The organism is Nocardioides ganghwensis (assembly GCF_014779655.1).
GTDB lineage: Bacteria > Actinomycetota > Actinomycetes > Propionibacteriales > Nocardioidaceae > Nocardioides > Nocardioides ganghwensis.
This window is the reverse complement of record NZ_JACXYX010000020.1, coordinates 57,878-72,997: the sequence shown is the minus strand read 5'-3', so window position 1 is coordinate 72,997 and position 15,120 is coordinate 57,878. Positions and strand designations below refer to the sequence as shown.

Genomic DNA, 15,120 nt, shown 5'->3' with positions numbered 1-15,120 from the left:
AGTCTGACCGCGCGTCGCCAACGACACGCTCACCAGCACCGACGACGACGAAGCACGAGGCGCCCGCCCCGATCGCTCGGGACGGGCGCCTCACCCTGCCTCTTGACAGGAGATCACTACATATCAGTTGTTCGGTGGTCCCGGGCCGGCACCTAGACTGTCCTGTCGTGTCCGACGCCGCACTGCAACCCCTCACGATCGTCGAGATCCAGCGACGGGTCTCCGCGGAGCTGGATCGCATCGGCTCGGTCATCGACGAGCTCGGCGCGCTGTTCGCCGGTGCCGGCGAGGAGCTCGCGCTGGTCGGCGGCCCGGTCCGCGACGCGATGATCGGCCGGCTGCAGAACGACCTCGACTTCACCACCTCCGCCCGTCCGGAGGTCACCGAGCGCCTGGTCGCCGGCTGGGCCGACGCCGTGTGGGACATGGGCCGCGACTTCGGCACGATCGGCTGCCGCAAGGGGCCGTGGCAGGTCGAGATCACGACCTACCGCTCGGAGACCTACGACCCGTCCTCCCGCAAGCCCGACGTCGACTTCGGCGACAGCCTCGAGGGCGACCTCGGCCGTCGCGACTTCAGCGTCAACTCGATGGCCGTGCGGGTGCCGGGCCGCGAGTTCGTCGACCCGTCCGGCGGCATCGTCGACCTCGCCGAGCGGGTGCTCCGCACGCCGGGCACCCCCGAGGACTCCTTCTCCGACGACCCCCTGCGGATGATGCGGGCCGCTCGCTTCGCCGCGCAGCTCGGCTTCTCGGTCGCCCCCGAGGTGGTCGAGGCGATGACCGCCATGGCGGGCCGGATCGAGATCATCTCCGCCGAGCGGGTGCGTGACGAGCTGGTCAAGCTGGTCTGCGCGCCCCACCCCCGGCTGGGCCTGACCCTCCTCGTCGAGACCGGCCTGGCGGCGTACGTCCTCCCGGAGCTGCCCGCGCTGGCGCTCGAGCGCGACGAGCACCACCGCCACAAGGACGTCTACGAGCACACGCTGACCGTCCTCGAGCAGTCCATCGACCTCGAGCACCGCCTCGGCGGCGGCCCCGACTTCGTCTCCCGGTTCGCGGCGCTGATGCACGACGTCGGCAAGCCGCGGACCCGCAGGTTCGAGGCCGGCGGCACCGTGACCTTCCACCACCACGACGTCGTGGGCGCCAAGCTCACCCGCAAGCGGATGAAGGCGCTGCGCTTCTCCAACCACGACATCGACGCCGTCGCGCGGCTGGTCGAGCTGCACCTGCGCTTCCACGGCTACGGCTCCGGCGAGTGGACCGACAGCGCCGTGCGCCGCTACGTCCGCGATGCCGGCGACCAGCTCGAGCGGCTGCACATCCTCACGCGTGCCGACTGCACCACCCGCAACCAGCGCAAGGCCGACCGCCTGCGCCGGACGTACGACTCCCTCGAGGAGCGGATCGCGCGGCTCTCCGAGGAGGAGGAGCTCGCCGCTATCCGCCCCGACCTCGACGGCAACCGGATCATGGAGGTCCTCGGCATCGGGCCCGGCCGCGAGGTGGGGCAGGCGTACGCCTTCCTGCTCGAGCTGCGGATGGACGAGGGCCCGAAGTCGGCCGAGGAGGCCGAGGCCGCGCTGCGCGAGTGGTGGGCCGCGCGCTGAGGACCGAGCTCAGGCGGAGCGCGTGGCGAGCTGGGTGTCCAGCCAGTCCGGGAACGCCAGCAGGTCGTCGAGGACGACGTCGGTCCCGGCGGCCACGAGCTCCTCGCGGGTGCAGCCACCCGTCAGCACCGACACGCTGAGCACGTCGGCGGCCCGGGCACCCTCGACGTCGTGGACGTGGTCGCCGACATAGGCGAGCGCGCCCTCGCGGCGCAGCACCTCGGCCTTGCCCACACCCCACACCCATCCCTCGAGGTGGTCGGAGGCGAGGCCGAGGTGGTCGAGGTGGAGCTGGGCGTTGGGGGTGTACTTGCCGGTGACCACGAGCACCCGCCCGCCGTGGGCGCGCACCGCCTCGAACGCCTCGTGCGCGCCGGGCAGCGCGGGGACCGTGGTGATCGCGTGGTCGGGGTAGAGCGCCCGGAACCGGTCGCCGGCCGGAGCGACCTGCTCGGGCAGGAGGTACGGCGCGAGCAGGTGGTCGAGGGGCGGACCCAGCCGGGCCGTCATCTCCTCCACCGGGAAGTCCACGCCCAGCTCGTCCCCCAGCACCTCCAGCACCTGCCGGAACCCGGCCGCGGTGTCGATCAGGGTGAGGTCGAGGTCGAAGCCGACGACGAGCGGTGCGCGAACGGTCACGCTCGCGAGCGTACGGGCGGACCACCACGGGGAGCGCGGAGGCCCCGCCCCCACGAGGGGGACGGGGCCTCCGTCAGACCTGGCGTCTGGTGACGCGCGGGGTCACTCGCCGGCGATGAACTTCTCCAGCTCGGCGCGACCGAGGTCGTCCGGCATCTGCACCGGGGGAGACTTCATGAGGTAGGTCGAGGCCGAGATGATCGGGCCGCCGATGCCGCGGTCGAGCGCGATCTTGGCGGCGCGGACGGCGTCGATGATGATGCCGGCCGAGTTGGGGGAGTCCCAGACCTCGAGCTTGTACTCGAGGTTGAGCGGGACGTCGCCGAACGCGCGACCCTCGAGGCGGACGTAGGCCCACTTGCGGTCGTCGAGCCACTCGACGTAGTCGGAGGGGCCGATGTGGACGTTGCGGTCGCTGACCTTGTCGGCGAGCTCGCCCTTGAGGTTGGACGTCACGGCCTGGGTCTTGGAGACCTTCTTGGACTCCAGGCGCTCGCGCTCGAGCATGTTCTTGAAGTCCATGTTGCCGCCGACGTTGAGCTGGTAGGTGCGGTCCAGCGCCACGCCGCGGTCCTCGAACAGCTTGGCCATCACGCGGTGCGTGATGGTCGCGCCGACCTGGCTCTTGATGTCGTCGCCGACGATCGGGACGCCGGCGTCCTCGAACTTCTTGGCCCACTCGGGGTCGGAGGCGATGAAGACGGGGAGCGCGTTGACGAAGCCGACGCCCGCGTCGATCGCGCACTGGGCGTAGAACTTGTCGGCCTCCTCCGAGCCCACCGGGAGGTAGGACACGAGGACGTCGACCTCGGCGTCCTTGAGCACCTGCACGACGTCGACCGGCTCGGCGGCGGACTCCTCGATGGTGGCGCGGTAGTACTTGCCGAGGCCGTCGAGGGTCGGGCCGCGCTGGACCTCGACACCGAGGGTCGGGACGTCGGCGATCTTGATGGTGTTGTTCTGCGAGGCGTTGATGGCCTCGGAGAGGTCCTTGCCGACCTTCTTGTCGTCGACGTCGAACGCGGCGACGAACTGCACGTCCTTGACGTGGTAGTCACCGAAGACGACGTGCATGAGCCCGGGGACGGTCCCGCTGGGGTCCGCGTCCTTGTAGTACTCCACGCCCTGGACGAGGGAGGTGGCGCAGTTGCCGACTCCCACGATCCCTACTCGTACCGAACCCATGGGGCTCTCCTTCTCTCTGCTGGCCTTGCTCTGGCTGGTGGGTTGATCAGTCGGTGCCGACTGGCTTGGTTGCTGGTGCGGTGGCCGGGCCCTCGTCCCCGCGCTCGGCCCGGATGAGGTCGGAGAGCCAGCGGACCTCGCGCTCGACCGACTCCACGCCGTGGCGCTGGAGCTCCCCGGCGTAGCGGTCGACCTCGGCCTGGGTGCGGGCGAGCTCGGCCTGGACGCGGGCGAGCCGCTCCTGCAGGCGCGAGCGCCGCCCCTCGAGGACGCGCAGCCGGATCTCCATGTCGGTGGAGGAGAAGAACGCGAACCGGATGTCGAAGTTGTCGTCCTCCCACGCCGTGGGCCCGACCTCGGACATCAGTCGCTGGAACTGCTCGTTGCCGGCCGGGGTGACCTCGTAGACGATCCGCGGGCGGCGGCTCGTCGGTGTCGTGGTCGTGCTGACCTCGGTGATGAGGTTGGCCCGCAGCATCTTCTTCAGCGCCGGGTAGAGCGAGCCGTAGGACAGCACCCGCCCCCAGCCCAGCATCAGGTTCAGCCGCTTGCGCAGCTCGTAGCCGTGCATGGGTCCCTCGTGCAGCAGCCCGAGGACTGCCAGCTCGATGGTGTCACCACGACGTGCCATGCGACCTATCGTACCGATATATCCGTCGGTGACGAATCAGGGATGCCGGATCGCTCCCCGTACCCTTTCCCGCGTGAGTGTGAAGAAGCGGCGGGCCGACGGCAAGGCCCAGACCCGGCGGCCCGCGCCGAGGCGTACGGGCAAGCAGCGCGCGGCGAAGGTCGCCAAGGTCCTCGCGGTCCTCGGCGTCGTCGGCGCCCTCGTCCTCGGCGGCGTGGTGGTCGTGCTCTACCAGGCGATCAGCATCCCGACGCCCAACTCGGCCTTCGAGGCGCAGACCACCTTCGTCTACTACCGCGACGGCAAGCAGGAGCTGGGCACCTACTACGAGGACCAGAACCGCGTCTCGATCCCGCTGTCGGAGATGCCGGAGACGATGCAGGACGCGGTGGTCGCCGCGGAGAACCAGACGTTCTGGACCGACAAGGGCATCGACCCCAAGGGCATCCTGCGCGCGCTCTTCTCCAACGCCCGCGGCAACGCCCGCCAGGGCGCGTCGACGATCACCCAGCAGTACGTGAAGATCCTCTACCTCACGAGCGAGCAGAGCTACAAGCGCAAGATCAAGGAAGCGGTCGTCTCGCTCAAGATCCAGCAGCAGCTCAGCAAGGAGGAGGTCCTCGAGGGCTACCTCAACACCATCTACTTCGGTCGCGGCGCCTACGGCATCGAGGCCGCCTCCGAGGCCTACTTCGACCACCCGGCCAAGGACCTCAACCTCCGCGAGTCCGCCGTCCTGGCCACCGTGCTCAACAACCCGTCGCAGTACGACCCGGCCAACGGCAAGGAGGCCAAGGAGGACCTCAAGGGCCGCTACGCCTACGTCCTCGAGAGCATGGCCGAGATGGGCACCATCACCGCCGAGCAGCGCGACACCGCCCTCAAGCGGCTGCCGAAGTTCCCCAAGATCGCCGCCCAGAGCCAGTACGGCGGGCAGCGCGGCCACATGCTCGCGCTGGTCAAGGAGGAGATCCTCGCGCGCGGCATCGCATCGGAGGACGAGATCGACGGCGGCGGGCTGCGGATCACCACGACCTTCGACCCCCAGGTGATGGCCGACGTCGAGGAGGCCGTCAACGAACAGCGCCCCGACGCGGGGATGCCCGGCCCGGCCGGCAACAAGGACCTCCACGTCGGCGCGGCCACTGTCGACACGCGCACCGGCGAGCTGCTCGGCTTCTACGGCGGGCAGGACTACCTCGAGTCGCAGATCAACTGGGCCGTCTCCGGCGGCATGGCCGGCTCGACGATGAAGGCCGCGACCAACGTCGCGGCGATCCGCGACGGCTACTCCCTCGAGGACACCTTCGAGGGCAACAGCCCGATCGACATCGCCGGCACCGAGTTCGGCAACCAGGGCGACACCGACTACGGCCCCGCGGTGTCGATGCTCGACGCGACCGAGAACTCGGTCAACACCGCCTACGTCGACATGGTCGACTCGATGGACAACGGCCCGCAGAAGGTCATCCAGGCCGCCGAGGACCTCGGCATCCCCGGCAACGAGGGGGCGCGGTGGGGGATCCCGCGGCGCTCGATCGACTTCCAGGAGAACGTCGGCGTCACCCTCGGCACCGCCCAGGTGAGCCCTATCAACATGGCCAACGCCTACGCCACCCTCGCCAACGGCGGGGTACGCAACGAGGTCCACGTGCTGCAGAAGGTCGTCGACCGGCGCGGCGAGGTCCTCTACGAGTCCAAGAAGCGCAGCAAGCAGACCGTCGACCCCGACATCGCGGCTGACGTGACGTACGCCCTCCAGCAGGTCGTCGAGTCCGGGTCCGGCACCGAGGCGCTCGCGCTCGCCCGTCCGGCCGCCGGCAAGACCGGCACGGCCACCAACGACGACGACGAGGTGTCCTCGTCGTGGTTCGTCGGGATGACCCCGCAGATCTCGACCGCCGTGATGTACGTGCGCGGCAAGGGCCGCGAGGGACTCGACGTCGTACGCCCCGACGGCGCCGACCTGTGGCTGCCGACGAGCTCGGACGGCCGGTCGGGCTACTTCGGCGGCAACTACCCCGCGAAGACGTGGACGTCGATCATGCAGCGGGTGATGGAGGGACGGGAGATCGAGGACTTCCCCGAGCCCGCCTACGTCGACGGCGACGCACCGGAGGAGGGCCACGAGTACACCCCGCCGCCGCCCCCGCCGCCGGAGCCCACGAAGACTCCGACCCCGACCCAGACCCCCACGGTCGAGCCCGAGGAGCCGACGGAGGAGCCGACGGAGACGCCGACCGAGACCCCGGTCCCCACCGAGACCCCGGTCCCGACCGAGACGCCGGTCCCGACCGAGACGCCCGTCCCGACGGAGACCCCGGTGCCGACCGAGACGCCCCCGGCCACCCCGACCGGGCGGTCCCAGCTGCGCCAGCCGCTGCCCGACGCCCGACCCTGAGCACACCGGTGGACCGCCCGCCCCCGGAAGCGCCGACGCGCACCGACCCCGTCGCGTCGGCGATGTCGGAGGTCGTCGGAGGCCCCGTGGGGGTGCACGCGGCGGGTCACCCCTGGTGGAACGCCCAGCGCGTCCTGCTCGGCGCGACCGCGGTCGTCCTGGCCGGCGGCATGGCGAGCAAGACCGCCTGCGTCCCGTCCGGGTGGAGCCGGCCCGACCAGCCCTTCGCGCAGCTGTGCTGGACCGACCTGGCCGGCGCGTCCGCCGACGCCGGGTCGCCGCCGCACGTCGCCACCTGGGTGGTCCGGCTGGCCGAGGCGTTCCCCGGCTCGGGCACGGTCGCCACGACCGCCGTCCTGGCCGTCCTCCTCGCCGCGCTCGCGCTCCTCGCCACTGCACTCCTCGTCCGGGTCGACGCGCGCCGGCCGTGGGCCGCGGCCGGCTGGGCGATGTCGCCCGTCCTGCTCGTCCACTGGCTGTCGTGGGAGCTCCTCGCCGCGGTGGGGGTGGCCGTCCTGCTGTGGGGCTGGACGTCGGGCCGACCCTGGCTCGCCGGAGTCGGCGCCGGCATCGGTGCCGCCTTCGCCCTCCCGGTGGCCGTCGCCCTCGTCGGCGTGGTCGCGGTCGGCGGGCGGCTGCGCGACCGCGTGGACGCCCTGCTCGCGGCGGCCGCGGCGTACGTCGTGGTCACGCTGCCCGGCAGGGCGCGGGTCGAGACCCCCGACCTCGGGTCGGTCTGGCTGCTGCTCGACCAGCTCGGCCTCGGCGGGTCCACGGTGTCGCGGACGCTCGTGCAGCTCGCCGTCCTCGCGGGGGCCGCGGGTGCCGTGTGGTGGCTGGTGCGGCGCGACGGCTCACCCACACCGCTGACCACCGCCCGGGCGGGACTGGTCCTGCTCGCGACCGCGCTCGTCGTCGCACCCTCGGCCCCGCCCGAGACCGCCCTGCTCGTGCTCCCGCTGGCCGCTGTCGCCGTACGCCGCTGGCGCGACCTGCTGGTCTGGCAGGGGCTGCACCTCGTCAGCTGGGTGATCACCGGGTGGTACGTCGGGCAGGCGCTGGTGCCGACCGTGGCCGACGACGGTCGGGCCTACTGGCTCGCGATCCTGCTGCGGGTCGCCGGTCTCGTGTGGCTCGTGGTCGCGGTGCTGAGGGACGCCTCAGCCGACGACGACCCGGTCGAAGTCGGTGGCGGTGAAGCGGACCCGGACGTCGATGTCCTCGCCGATGCGGGGCACCCGCGCCCCTGACGGGACGAACAGCATCGAGGCCTGCATGTGCGGCGGCTCGGCGAAGAGGCGTTGCTTGCCGTCGATGGAGAACGGCGACCGGACGAACCCGACGGCGTCGAGGCCGCCGCGGGCGAGGGTCGCCGCACGCGCCTTGAGGGACTGGTCGCCGGTGGGTGCCTCGAGGCCGATGCCGTGCGCCGTGCCGCCGCTGACGACCACGATGTGCCCGTGCTTGGGCGCGCTGCGGCCGCGGTAGCCGAAGGTGTCGCCGCGCTCGACCTCGTGCACGTCGAGCACCGTCGCGGTGACCGAGAGCGCCCCGCGGTCGCCGAGCCACAGGTCGGTGCCGATGCGCGGGCGGACGGTGAAGTCGGGATAGCTCGTGGCCAGCCTGGCCAGCTCGGCGCCGGTCAGGTGGGAGACGAACACCGTGCGCGTGGGCAGGCCCGAGGCGACGACGTCGTTGATGAGCCGGGTGACCTCGCCGAGGTGCGAGGTGGTGTTGAGCGGCAGGTGCATCGCGACGCCGCGCAGGCCGCTGCGCCCCTGACCGAGGGCGTCGGCGGCTGCGGCGAGGTCGCGGCGGGTCATGCCGTGGCGCAGCATCGAGGTGAGCTGCTCGAGGACGAACCGCGCCTGCGGGTGCCGCTCGCGGAGGTCGCCGAGGTCCTCGACCCGGCTGACGGTGTGGATGACCCGCGCGGCCGTGCGGGGGTCGAGGTCCAGCGCCGCACCGAACGGCCGCCACGGCGTGAGGACCAGGAGGTCGCCGTCGTAGCGCGTGGCCGCCTGCTCCACCTCGTCGTAGGTCCCGACGGCGATCGTGTCGACGGGCGCCCCGGTGTCGGAGGCGTGGTCGGCGAGCCACTGTGCGCGGCGGGCGAGACGACCGAGGGTGAGGCCGTAGCCGTTGCCCTTGGCGACCGGGACGATGCCGGGGTGCCGCTCGACGGTCGCGAGCAGGTGCCGACGCCACCGCTCGCCGTCCACGGTGAGGGTCAGGCTCATGCCACCCTCACCCTCTCCGGGCCAGGTAGACCTGGAACGCCTTGTAGATCGCGCGGTTGATCGGCAGGTCCCACTCGCCGGCGTACTCGACGGCCTCGCCGCCCGTGCCGACCTTGAACTGGATCAGCCCGACGTGCGGGTCGTCGGCGTCGAGGGTCTCGGTGATGCCGCGGAGGTCGTAGACGTGGGCGCCGCCGGCCAGGGCGTGGCGGATCATCGCCCACTGGACGGCGTTGGACCCGCGCACCTCGCGCTTCTCCGTGGAGGACGCGCCGTAGGAGTACCAGGCGTGGGTGCCGACGCGGATCGCGATCGTGGCGGCGACGAGGTCGCCCTCGTGCCGGGCCAGCCAGAGCTGGATCCGGTCGGGGTCCTCGGCGGCGAGCGCGTCGTACATGGTCTCGAAGTAGGACAGCGGTCGCGGGGTGAAGTGGTCGCGCTCGGCGGTGTGGACGTAGAGGTCGTGGAACGCCTTGAGGTCGGCGCGCTCACCGAGCGAGACCTCCACGCCCGCCTTGTCGGCCTTCTTGATGTTGCGCCGCCAGAGCTGGTTCATCCCGGCGAGGACGTCGGCCTCGGTGCGCGGCTCGCCGGCCTCGTCGACCAGCGGGACCTGGAAGTTGAACTGCGGTTGCCCCGCGGTGAAGCCGCCCTCGCCCGTCTGCTGCTGCCAGCCGAGCTCGTGCAGCTGCGCGATGACGCACGCACCCTCCTGCGACCGCTCGTGGGGAGGCACGTCGCCGAGCCGGCGTACGGACTCGTCTGCGATCCCGGCCTTGACCTGCGCGGCCGACCAGCGACGGGTCACCACAGGCGGGCCCATCCGTACGGCGAACGCGCCCTCGCGCTTGAGGTGCGCCACCATCGGGGCGAGCCACTCCTCGAGGTCGTCGCCGGCCCACTCGATGACCGGACCCTCGGGGAGGTAGGCGAGGTAGCGCCTGACCTTCGGCAGCTGGCGGTAGAGGACGAGCCCCACGCCGACGAGGTCCCCGTCGCGGAACCAGCCGATCGACTCGGGCTTCCAGTCGGCCTTCACGCTCGCCCAGGCCGGCGTCTGCAGGAAGCTGGCGGACGACCTGCCGGCGATGAACTCACGGTGCTCCGGCGCGGAGATCGGGCGGAGCGTCAGGGGGGTCGTCACCCCGTGAAGGCTACAAGGGACCAGACACGACCCCCGTACGTGTCTGGTCCCCTCGTCAGGAGAGACGCAGCACGGACCCGTTTGGTTGCACTCCCGACACGACTTCGTCCTCGCAGTGGGACCCCCTGTTCCGTCAAGTTCGTCAGGGCTTCCTCAAGAAAGGTTGCACGTTCAACCGAATCCGCCCTTTGGGCGTACCTCTTGTGGTGCGCCCGACGTCCTCTGGTCTGAGGGGGCCGCGACGCGGTCTGTGGGAGACCGAGGTTCTTCGCGCCCCCGCCTCGTTCGCGCACAGGTGCGGACACCGACCCTTGGGGGATCCATCATGACCTCGAACAACCGCTACCGCCTCGCTCCGCGACTCGGGCTCGCCGCCTTCGTCTGCCTCGGCATGGTGACCGCCGCTCCCATCGCGGCCCTCGCCGACCCGCCCGGCAACAACGGCACCGTGAAGATCGCGCCCCTGGGCGACATCGACTCCATCCCCAACAACACTCCGCACGTCGGGTGCAGCTTCGACGTCGAGTGGTACGGGTTCGACGAGGGAGCCGACATCGTCTCGACCGTCTCCTTCGAGGAGCAGGCGCCGACCACAGGTGTCGGCATGACCGTCTCCGGACCTCCGCAGGTCTTCGTCGGCGGTGACCCCGCGACGGGCGCCGGCACGCCGACCGGCCTCGACGGCCGACAGACCTACACCCTGTCGTTCACCGGCGCTCCGCACCCGCAGCAGGGCTACCACGTGAAGCTCACGATCGCGACGCCCGGCTCCATCGGCAACGACACCAAGTCCAAGGTCTTCTGGGTCGAGGGCTGTGCTCCCACGACGCCCACGCCGACGCCGACGCCGACGCCGACGCCGACCCCGACGCCTACGCCGACCCCGACGCCGACTCCTACCCCGACGCCTACTCCCACGCCGACCCCGACGCCTACGCCCACGCCGACCCCGGCCTCTGAGCAGCCGCAGGAGACCGAGGAGCCCGAGGTGCTGGGCGAGCAGGCGTTCGCGGACGACGACGACAACGCCGGGAGCGACAACGACTCGACGAACCCGTCCGTCGCTCCGTCGCAGCAGCAGCAGCTCCCGACCGCCGTCAACGCCGGTCTGACCGGCGCCGAGCCGGCCGGGCCGAGCTCCACCCAGGTCCTGCTGGGAGCACTGCTCGTGCTCCTCGGTGGCGTCCTCGCCCGCCTCGGGTGGCTCCGCGCCCGTGGCTGATGCCCGCGGCCGTCGGCTGACGGCCATCCTGCTGGGGGCAGCCGCACCCGCGCTCGTCGCGGGTGGGCTGCTCCTGGCCGGCAGCGGTCTCGGCGGTGGGCCTGCGGCCACCGAGGCAACCGACACCGCGCCGCCCCCGGCGGCGGTGCAGGTGCGTGAGCCGGCCCGGACGTCCACACCGTCGGCGCGTCCCGCGCAGACCACGGCGCCGACGGACCCCGGCGTACGTCCCGACCTGGTCGTCGTCCCGTCACTCGGGGTCCGGGCGCCCGTGACGGGCATCCGCACCGAGGACGGCGCGCTCACGCCCCCCTCCGACCCCCGACAGGTGGGCTGGTGGACCGGCGGCGCCCGCCCCGGCGCGTCCGCAGGTGCAGCCGTCGTCACCGGGCACACCGTGCGCGCCGGTGGGGGAGCCTTCGACGACCTCGAGACGGTGTCCGCCGGCGACGACGTGCTCGTACGCTCCGGCGCGCGCGAGGTGGCCTACGTGGTCGACGCCGTCGAGGTGCTCAGCCGGGAGGAGCTCGCGCGCAGGAGCGCGTCCCTGTTCGCCCGGACCGGTCCGGGTCGCCTGGTGCTCATCACCTGCGAGGACTGGGACGGCACCGCCTATCGCAGCAACGTGGTGGTCACGGCGCGCCCCGCCGGCTGAGTCCGGCCCGGCCGACCGGGCCGTCCGCGCCGACAGGGCCGACAGGGCCGACAGGTGAGGATCACAGGTGCTCGCGGAGCCACGCGAAGTCCGCGAGGTGCTCCGCGGGACCGCCCGGCGTCTCGCAGATGACCGGCGCGCCGGCCTCGCGCACCACGGCGGCGAACTCGTCGGCCGGGAGGTGGCCGTGGCCGAAGTTGGCGTGGCGGTCGGCTCCCGAGTCGAAGCCGTCGCGCGAGTCGTTGGCGTGGACGAGGTCGATGCGGCCGGTGATGCCGCGGACCTTGTCGACCGCGTCGCCGAGCTCGATGCCGCCGGCCCACGCGTGGCAGGTGTCGAGGCAGAAGCCGACGTGCTCGGCACCGCCGGCCGACGAGATCGCGTCCCACACGCCGGCGATCCGGTCGAGGTGGCGCGCCATCGCGTTGTCGCCGCCGGCGGTGTTCTCGATGAGGAGGGGGATCTTGAGGTCGGTGGCCTCGATCGCCTTGCGCCAGTTGTCGAACCCGACCGCCGGGTCGTCGGCCTTGTTGACGTGGCCGCCGTGGACGATCAGGCCCTTGGCGCCGATCTCGGCCGCTGCGTCCATGTGCTGCTGGAGCAGCTTGCGGCTGGGGATGCGGATCCGGTTGTTGGTCGTGGCGACGTTGACGATGTAGGGCGCGTGGACGTAGAGGTCGACGCCCGCCTCCTCGGCCGCTGCGCGCAGCGCGGCCGCCCCGCCGTCGAAGCGCACCTCGGGCCCCTTGTAGCCCTGGGGGTCGCCGAGGAAGAACTGCACGAGGGTGGTGCCGCGCGCCGCCGCCTCGGCGATCGGGTCGGTCTGCTCGACGTGGGCGCCGATCGGCAGTGGGGTGCTCATGACGACCAGCCTAGGAGGACCCACAGACACCCGGCGACCACGGCGACGAGTGCTGCGACGGCGAGCCAGCCGGGCCAGTCGACGGGGTCCCGGGGCCCGGTGGGGGTCGTACGCCGCCGGCGCGGGGGCGGACCGAGGCGGTCGGGCACGGGCGGGCCGTCGGGCGGGGGCACCGGCAGCCGACGGAGCAGGCGCAGCGCCGCGTCGGCGGTGGCGATGCGCTGCTCCGGGTCGCTCACCAGCAGGCGCTCGAGGAGCGGCCGGAGCGGGTGGGAGGGGATGTCGCCCTGGCCCGCGGGGGGCAGCCCGGTGACGAGCTCGAGTGCCACGCGCCCCACGGCGTACAGGTCCTGGGTCGGCTCCGGCGGCGCACCGCGGGCCTGCTCGGGCGCCATGTAGCCGTCGGTGCCGATCGCTCCCGGCACCGTGGTGAAGCGACGGTCCGCGACCGGTGCGGCCACCCCGAAGTCGCCGAGCCGCAGGTGCGGAGGGCCGTCGCCGGTCGCCTCGAGGAGCAGGTTGGCGGGCTTGACGTCGCGGTGCACCAGCCCCGCCCCGTGCACGGCGCCCAGCCCCATCAGCAGCTGCTCGACGAGGAGCGCGGCGGTGCCGGGGTCGAGCGGGCCGTGCTCGCGCAGCAGGTCGGCGACCGAGCCGCCGGTCACCAGCTCCATCGCGAGGACCACCAGGTCGTCCTCCGCCGCCCAGCCGTGGGGCGCCACGACGTGCGGGTGCCGGACCCGGACCGCCTGCTCGCGCACGAAGCGGGCCAGGAGCGCCGAGCCGTGCCGGCCGAGAACCTTGAGGGCCACGTCCTGCCCGGTCCGTACGTCGTGGGCCCGCCACACCGAGCCCATCCCGCCGCTGCCCACCTGGTCGAGCAGGCGGTAGCGCCCGGCCACCACGGTGGCGGAGCGGGGCGCTGTCGCGGGCACTCCACGACGCTAGCCCCGGACGAGCGTCCCCGGGGCGTCGTCCACAGGCTCGACCCGGGCGAGGCGGGACGCTCGGGGGCGGTCCCGGGCGTTCGTACGACGATTCCGGGGGGAGGGGCGCGCGCTGGTAGTCTTCCCCGGTTGCCTTCGGGTGACCGCGGTGCCGCGACCCACGTCGTACGCCCGTGAACGCACAGTCCCTCCTGCCACGGAAAGCCCGTGGCCGCTCTAGCCCAGAGGAGGTGGAGACCGCTATGCGTGCCTATGAAGTGATGGTCATCCTCGACCCGAGTCTCGACGAGCGCACCATCGAGCCGTCGCTCGACAAGTACCTCAACGTGATCCGCAAGGACGGTGGCTCGATCGAGTCGCTCGACGTGTGGGGTCGTCGCCGGATGGCGTACGAGATCAAGAAGAACGCCGAGGGCATCTACGCCGTCATCTCGCTGACGGCCGAGCCCGCGACGGTCAAGGAGTTCGACCGCCAGCTCACGCTGAACGAGTCGATCCTGCGCACGAAGGTCATGCGTCCCGACGCCCACTGATCGCCTCACGGCGTCTGTGGATAGACCCTTCCCGCTGTCGGTCGCTGCCTGTTTGATGGGCAGCACATCGAGAGCACCCGGATCAGCAGGACATCTTTAGGAGACCTGACATGGCAGGCGAGACCACCATCACCGTCGTCGGCAACCTCGTCGACGACCCGGAGCTGCGGTTCACCCCCTCGGGGGCACCCGTGGCGAACTTCCGGATCGCGTCGACGCCGCGCACCTTCGACCGCCAGAGCAACGAGTGGAAGGACGGCGACACGCTGTTCCTCTCCTGCGCTGTGTGGCGGCAGGCCGCGGAGAACGTCGCCGAGTCCCTCCAGCGGGGCATGCGGGTGATCGTCCAGGGTCGCCTCAAGTCGCGTCAGTACGAGACCCGCGAGGGTGAGAAGCGCACCGTCTTCGAGATCGACGTCGAGGAGGTCGGCCCGTCGCTGCGTTCCGCATCGGCCAAGGTCACCAAGACGACGCGACAGGGCGGCGGTGGCGGCTACTCCGGCGGTGGCGGCGGCGGTGGCTACTCGGGTGGCGGTGGCGGCGGGCAGCAGTCCGCGCCTGCCGACGACCCGTGGGCCAGCCCGGCGCCCGCGCAGGGTGGCGGCGGCTGGGGCGGTCAGCCCCAGGGCGGCCAGCCCCAGGGTGGCGGCCAGTCCGCAGCGCCCAACGACCCGTGGGCCACGCCCGGGGTCAGCGGCGGCAACGACGAGCCGCCTTTCTAGTCCGGATCCGGACCCAGCAAGACATTCGAAACTCCATTCCGTCCCTGATTTGCCTCAGGGCCGGGCTCACTGAAAGGGAGCACCACAATGGCCAAGGCAATTCTGCGCAAGCCCAAGAAGAAGGTTTGCCAGTTCTGCAAGGAGAAGGCGACCGGTGTCGACTACAAGGACACCACCCTGCTCCGCAAGTTCATCTCCGACCGCGGCAAGATCCGCGCCCGTCGCGTGACCGGCAACTGCGTCCAGCACCAGCGCGACGTGGCCATCGCCGTCAAGAACGCGCGCGAGCTCGCCCTGCTGCCCTACACGTCCACCGGTCGCTGAGA

The 15,120-nt window shown here is 71.9% G+C and carries 15 protein-coding genes; 8 read left to right on the top strand and 7 right to left on the bottom strand.

Translation table 11 applies throughout. The annotated features are described in order from the left end of the window. Window positions 1–167: 167 nt before the first annotated feature. A complete protein-coding gene (locus IEZ24_RS19185) occupies window positions 168–1,613 on the top strand; it encodes a CCA tRNA nucleotidyltransferase (protein ID WP_129456603.1) in 1,446 nt (481 codons plus the stop codon). A gap of 9 nt (window positions 1,614–1,622) precedes the next feature. Here IEZ24_RS19185 and IEZ24_RS19180 read toward each other — a convergent pair whose 3' ends face one another. From IEZ24_RS19180 to IEZ24_RS19170, 3 genes are all read right to left on the bottom strand, one after another. After that, on the bottom strand, window positions 1,623–2,252 hold the full coding sequence (locus IEZ24_RS19180) for an HAD family hydrolase (protein ID WP_129456604.1): 630 nt from the start codon (window positions 2,250–2,252) through the stop codon (window positions 1,623–1,625). A gap of 102 nt (window positions 2,253–2,354) precedes the next feature. Further along, window positions 2,355–3,437: an inositol-3-phosphate synthase gene (locus IEZ24_RS19175; protein WP_129456605.1), complete on the bottom strand. Its 1,083-nt coding sequence runs from the start codon at window positions 3,435–3,437 to the stop codon at window positions 2,355–2,357. Between the two features lie 46 nt (window positions 3,438–3,483). Next, the gene (locus tag IEZ24_RS19170; protein ID WP_129456606.1) at window positions 3,484–4,068 is read right to left on the bottom strand and encodes a PadR family transcriptional regulator; all 585 of its coding nucleotides are present in this window, start codon (window positions 4,066–4,068) and stop codon (window positions 3,484–3,486) included. Between the two features lie 73 nt (window positions 4,069–4,141). On the opposite strand from IEZ24_RS19170, the gene IEZ24_RS19165 reads away from it, so the two are divergent. Both IEZ24_RS19165 and IEZ24_RS19160 read left to right on the top strand, forming a co-directional pair. Further along, window positions 4,142–6,469, top strand: coding sequence for a transglycosylase domain-containing protein (locus IEZ24_RS19165; protein WP_129456607.1), 2,328 nt, complete (start codon window positions 4,142–4,144; stop codon window positions 6,467–6,469). An 8-nt stretch (window positions 6,470–6,477) separates the two neighbouring features. Further along, window positions 6,478–7,719: a hypothetical protein gene (locus IEZ24_RS19160; RefSeq protein ID WP_129456608.1), complete on the top strand. Its 1,242-nt coding sequence runs from the start codon at window positions 6,478–6,480 to the stop codon at window positions 7,717–7,719. On the opposite strand, the gene IEZ24_RS19155 is transcribed toward IEZ24_RS19160, so the two are convergent. Both IEZ24_RS19155 and IEZ24_RS19150 read right to left on the bottom strand, forming a co-directional pair. Continuing rightward, entirely contained in the window at window positions 7,630–8,709 is a 1,080-nt protein-coding gene (locus tag IEZ24_RS19155) for an alanine racemase (RefSeq protein WP_129456609.1), read from the bottom strand. The two genes, IEZ24_RS19160 and IEZ24_RS19155, sit on opposite strands and share 90 nt — an antisense overlap. A gap of 7 nt (window positions 8,710–8,716) precedes the next feature. Beyond that, on the bottom strand, window positions 8,717–9,853 hold the full coding sequence (locus tag IEZ24_RS19150; protein ID WP_242498588.1) for a lipid II:glycine glycyltransferase FemX: 1,137 nt from the start codon (window positions 9,851–9,853) through the stop codon (window positions 8,717–8,719). 325 nt (window positions 9,854–10,178) lie between these two features. Here IEZ24_RS19150 and IEZ24_RS19145 point away from each other — a divergent pair, with 325 nt between their 5' ends. After that, complete coding sequence (locus IEZ24_RS19145) at window positions 10,179–11,075, top strand: hypothetical protein (RefSeq protein WP_165356187.1); 897 nt, start codon at window positions 10,179–10,181, stop codon at window positions 11,073–11,075. Further along, window positions 11,068–11,730 carry a class F sortase gene (locus IEZ24_RS22475; protein WP_242498589.1) on the top strand — a complete coding sequence of 221 codons (663 nt, stop codon included), beginning with the start codon at window positions 11,068–11,070 and terminating at the stop codon, window positions 11,728–11,730. The genes IEZ24_RS19145 and IEZ24_RS22475 overlap by 8 nt, the downstream gene beginning before the upstream one ends. Window positions 11,731–11,791: 61 nt before the next feature. Here IEZ24_RS22475 and IEZ24_RS19135 read toward each other — a convergent pair whose 3' ends face one another. Next, complete coding sequence (locus tag IEZ24_RS19135; protein WP_129456610.1) at window positions 11,792–12,592, bottom strand: deoxyribonuclease IV; 801 nt, start codon at window positions 12,590–12,592, stop codon at window positions 11,792–11,794. Next, complete coding sequence (locus tag IEZ24_RS19130) at window positions 12,589–13,527, bottom strand: serine/threonine-protein kinase (protein WP_129456611.1); 939 nt, start codon at window positions 13,525–13,527, stop codon at window positions 12,589–12,591. Before IEZ24_RS19130 ends, IEZ24_RS19135 begins: the two co-directional genes overlap by 4 nt. A gap of 254 nt (window positions 13,528–13,781) precedes the next feature. Here IEZ24_RS19130 and rpsF point away from each other — a divergent pair, with 254 nt between their 5' ends. The 3 genes from rpsF (at window position 13,782) to rpsR (ending at window position 15,118) form a co-directional block, all read left to right on the top strand. Next, window positions 13,782–14,072, top strand: coding sequence for a 30S ribosomal protein S6 (gene rpsF, locus IEZ24_RS19125; protein WP_129456612.1), 291 nt, complete (start codon window positions 13,782–13,784; stop codon window positions 14,070–14,072). A gap of 110 nt (window positions 14,073–14,182) precedes the next feature. Continuing rightward, window positions 14,183–14,794 carry a single-stranded DNA-binding protein gene (locus IEZ24_RS19120; RefSeq protein WP_129456613.1) on the top strand — a complete coding sequence of 204 codons (612 nt, stop codon included), beginning with the start codon at window positions 14,183–14,185 and terminating at the stop codon, window positions 14,792–14,794. An 87-nt stretch (window positions 14,795–14,881) separates the two neighbouring features. Next, window positions 14,882–15,118, top strand: a complete 237-nt coding sequence (rpsR, locus tag IEZ24_RS19115) for a 30S ribosomal protein S18 (RefSeq protein WP_056603689.1) — start codon at window positions 14,882–14,884, stop codon at window positions 15,116–15,118. Window positions 15,119–15,120: the final 2 nt, after the last annotated feature.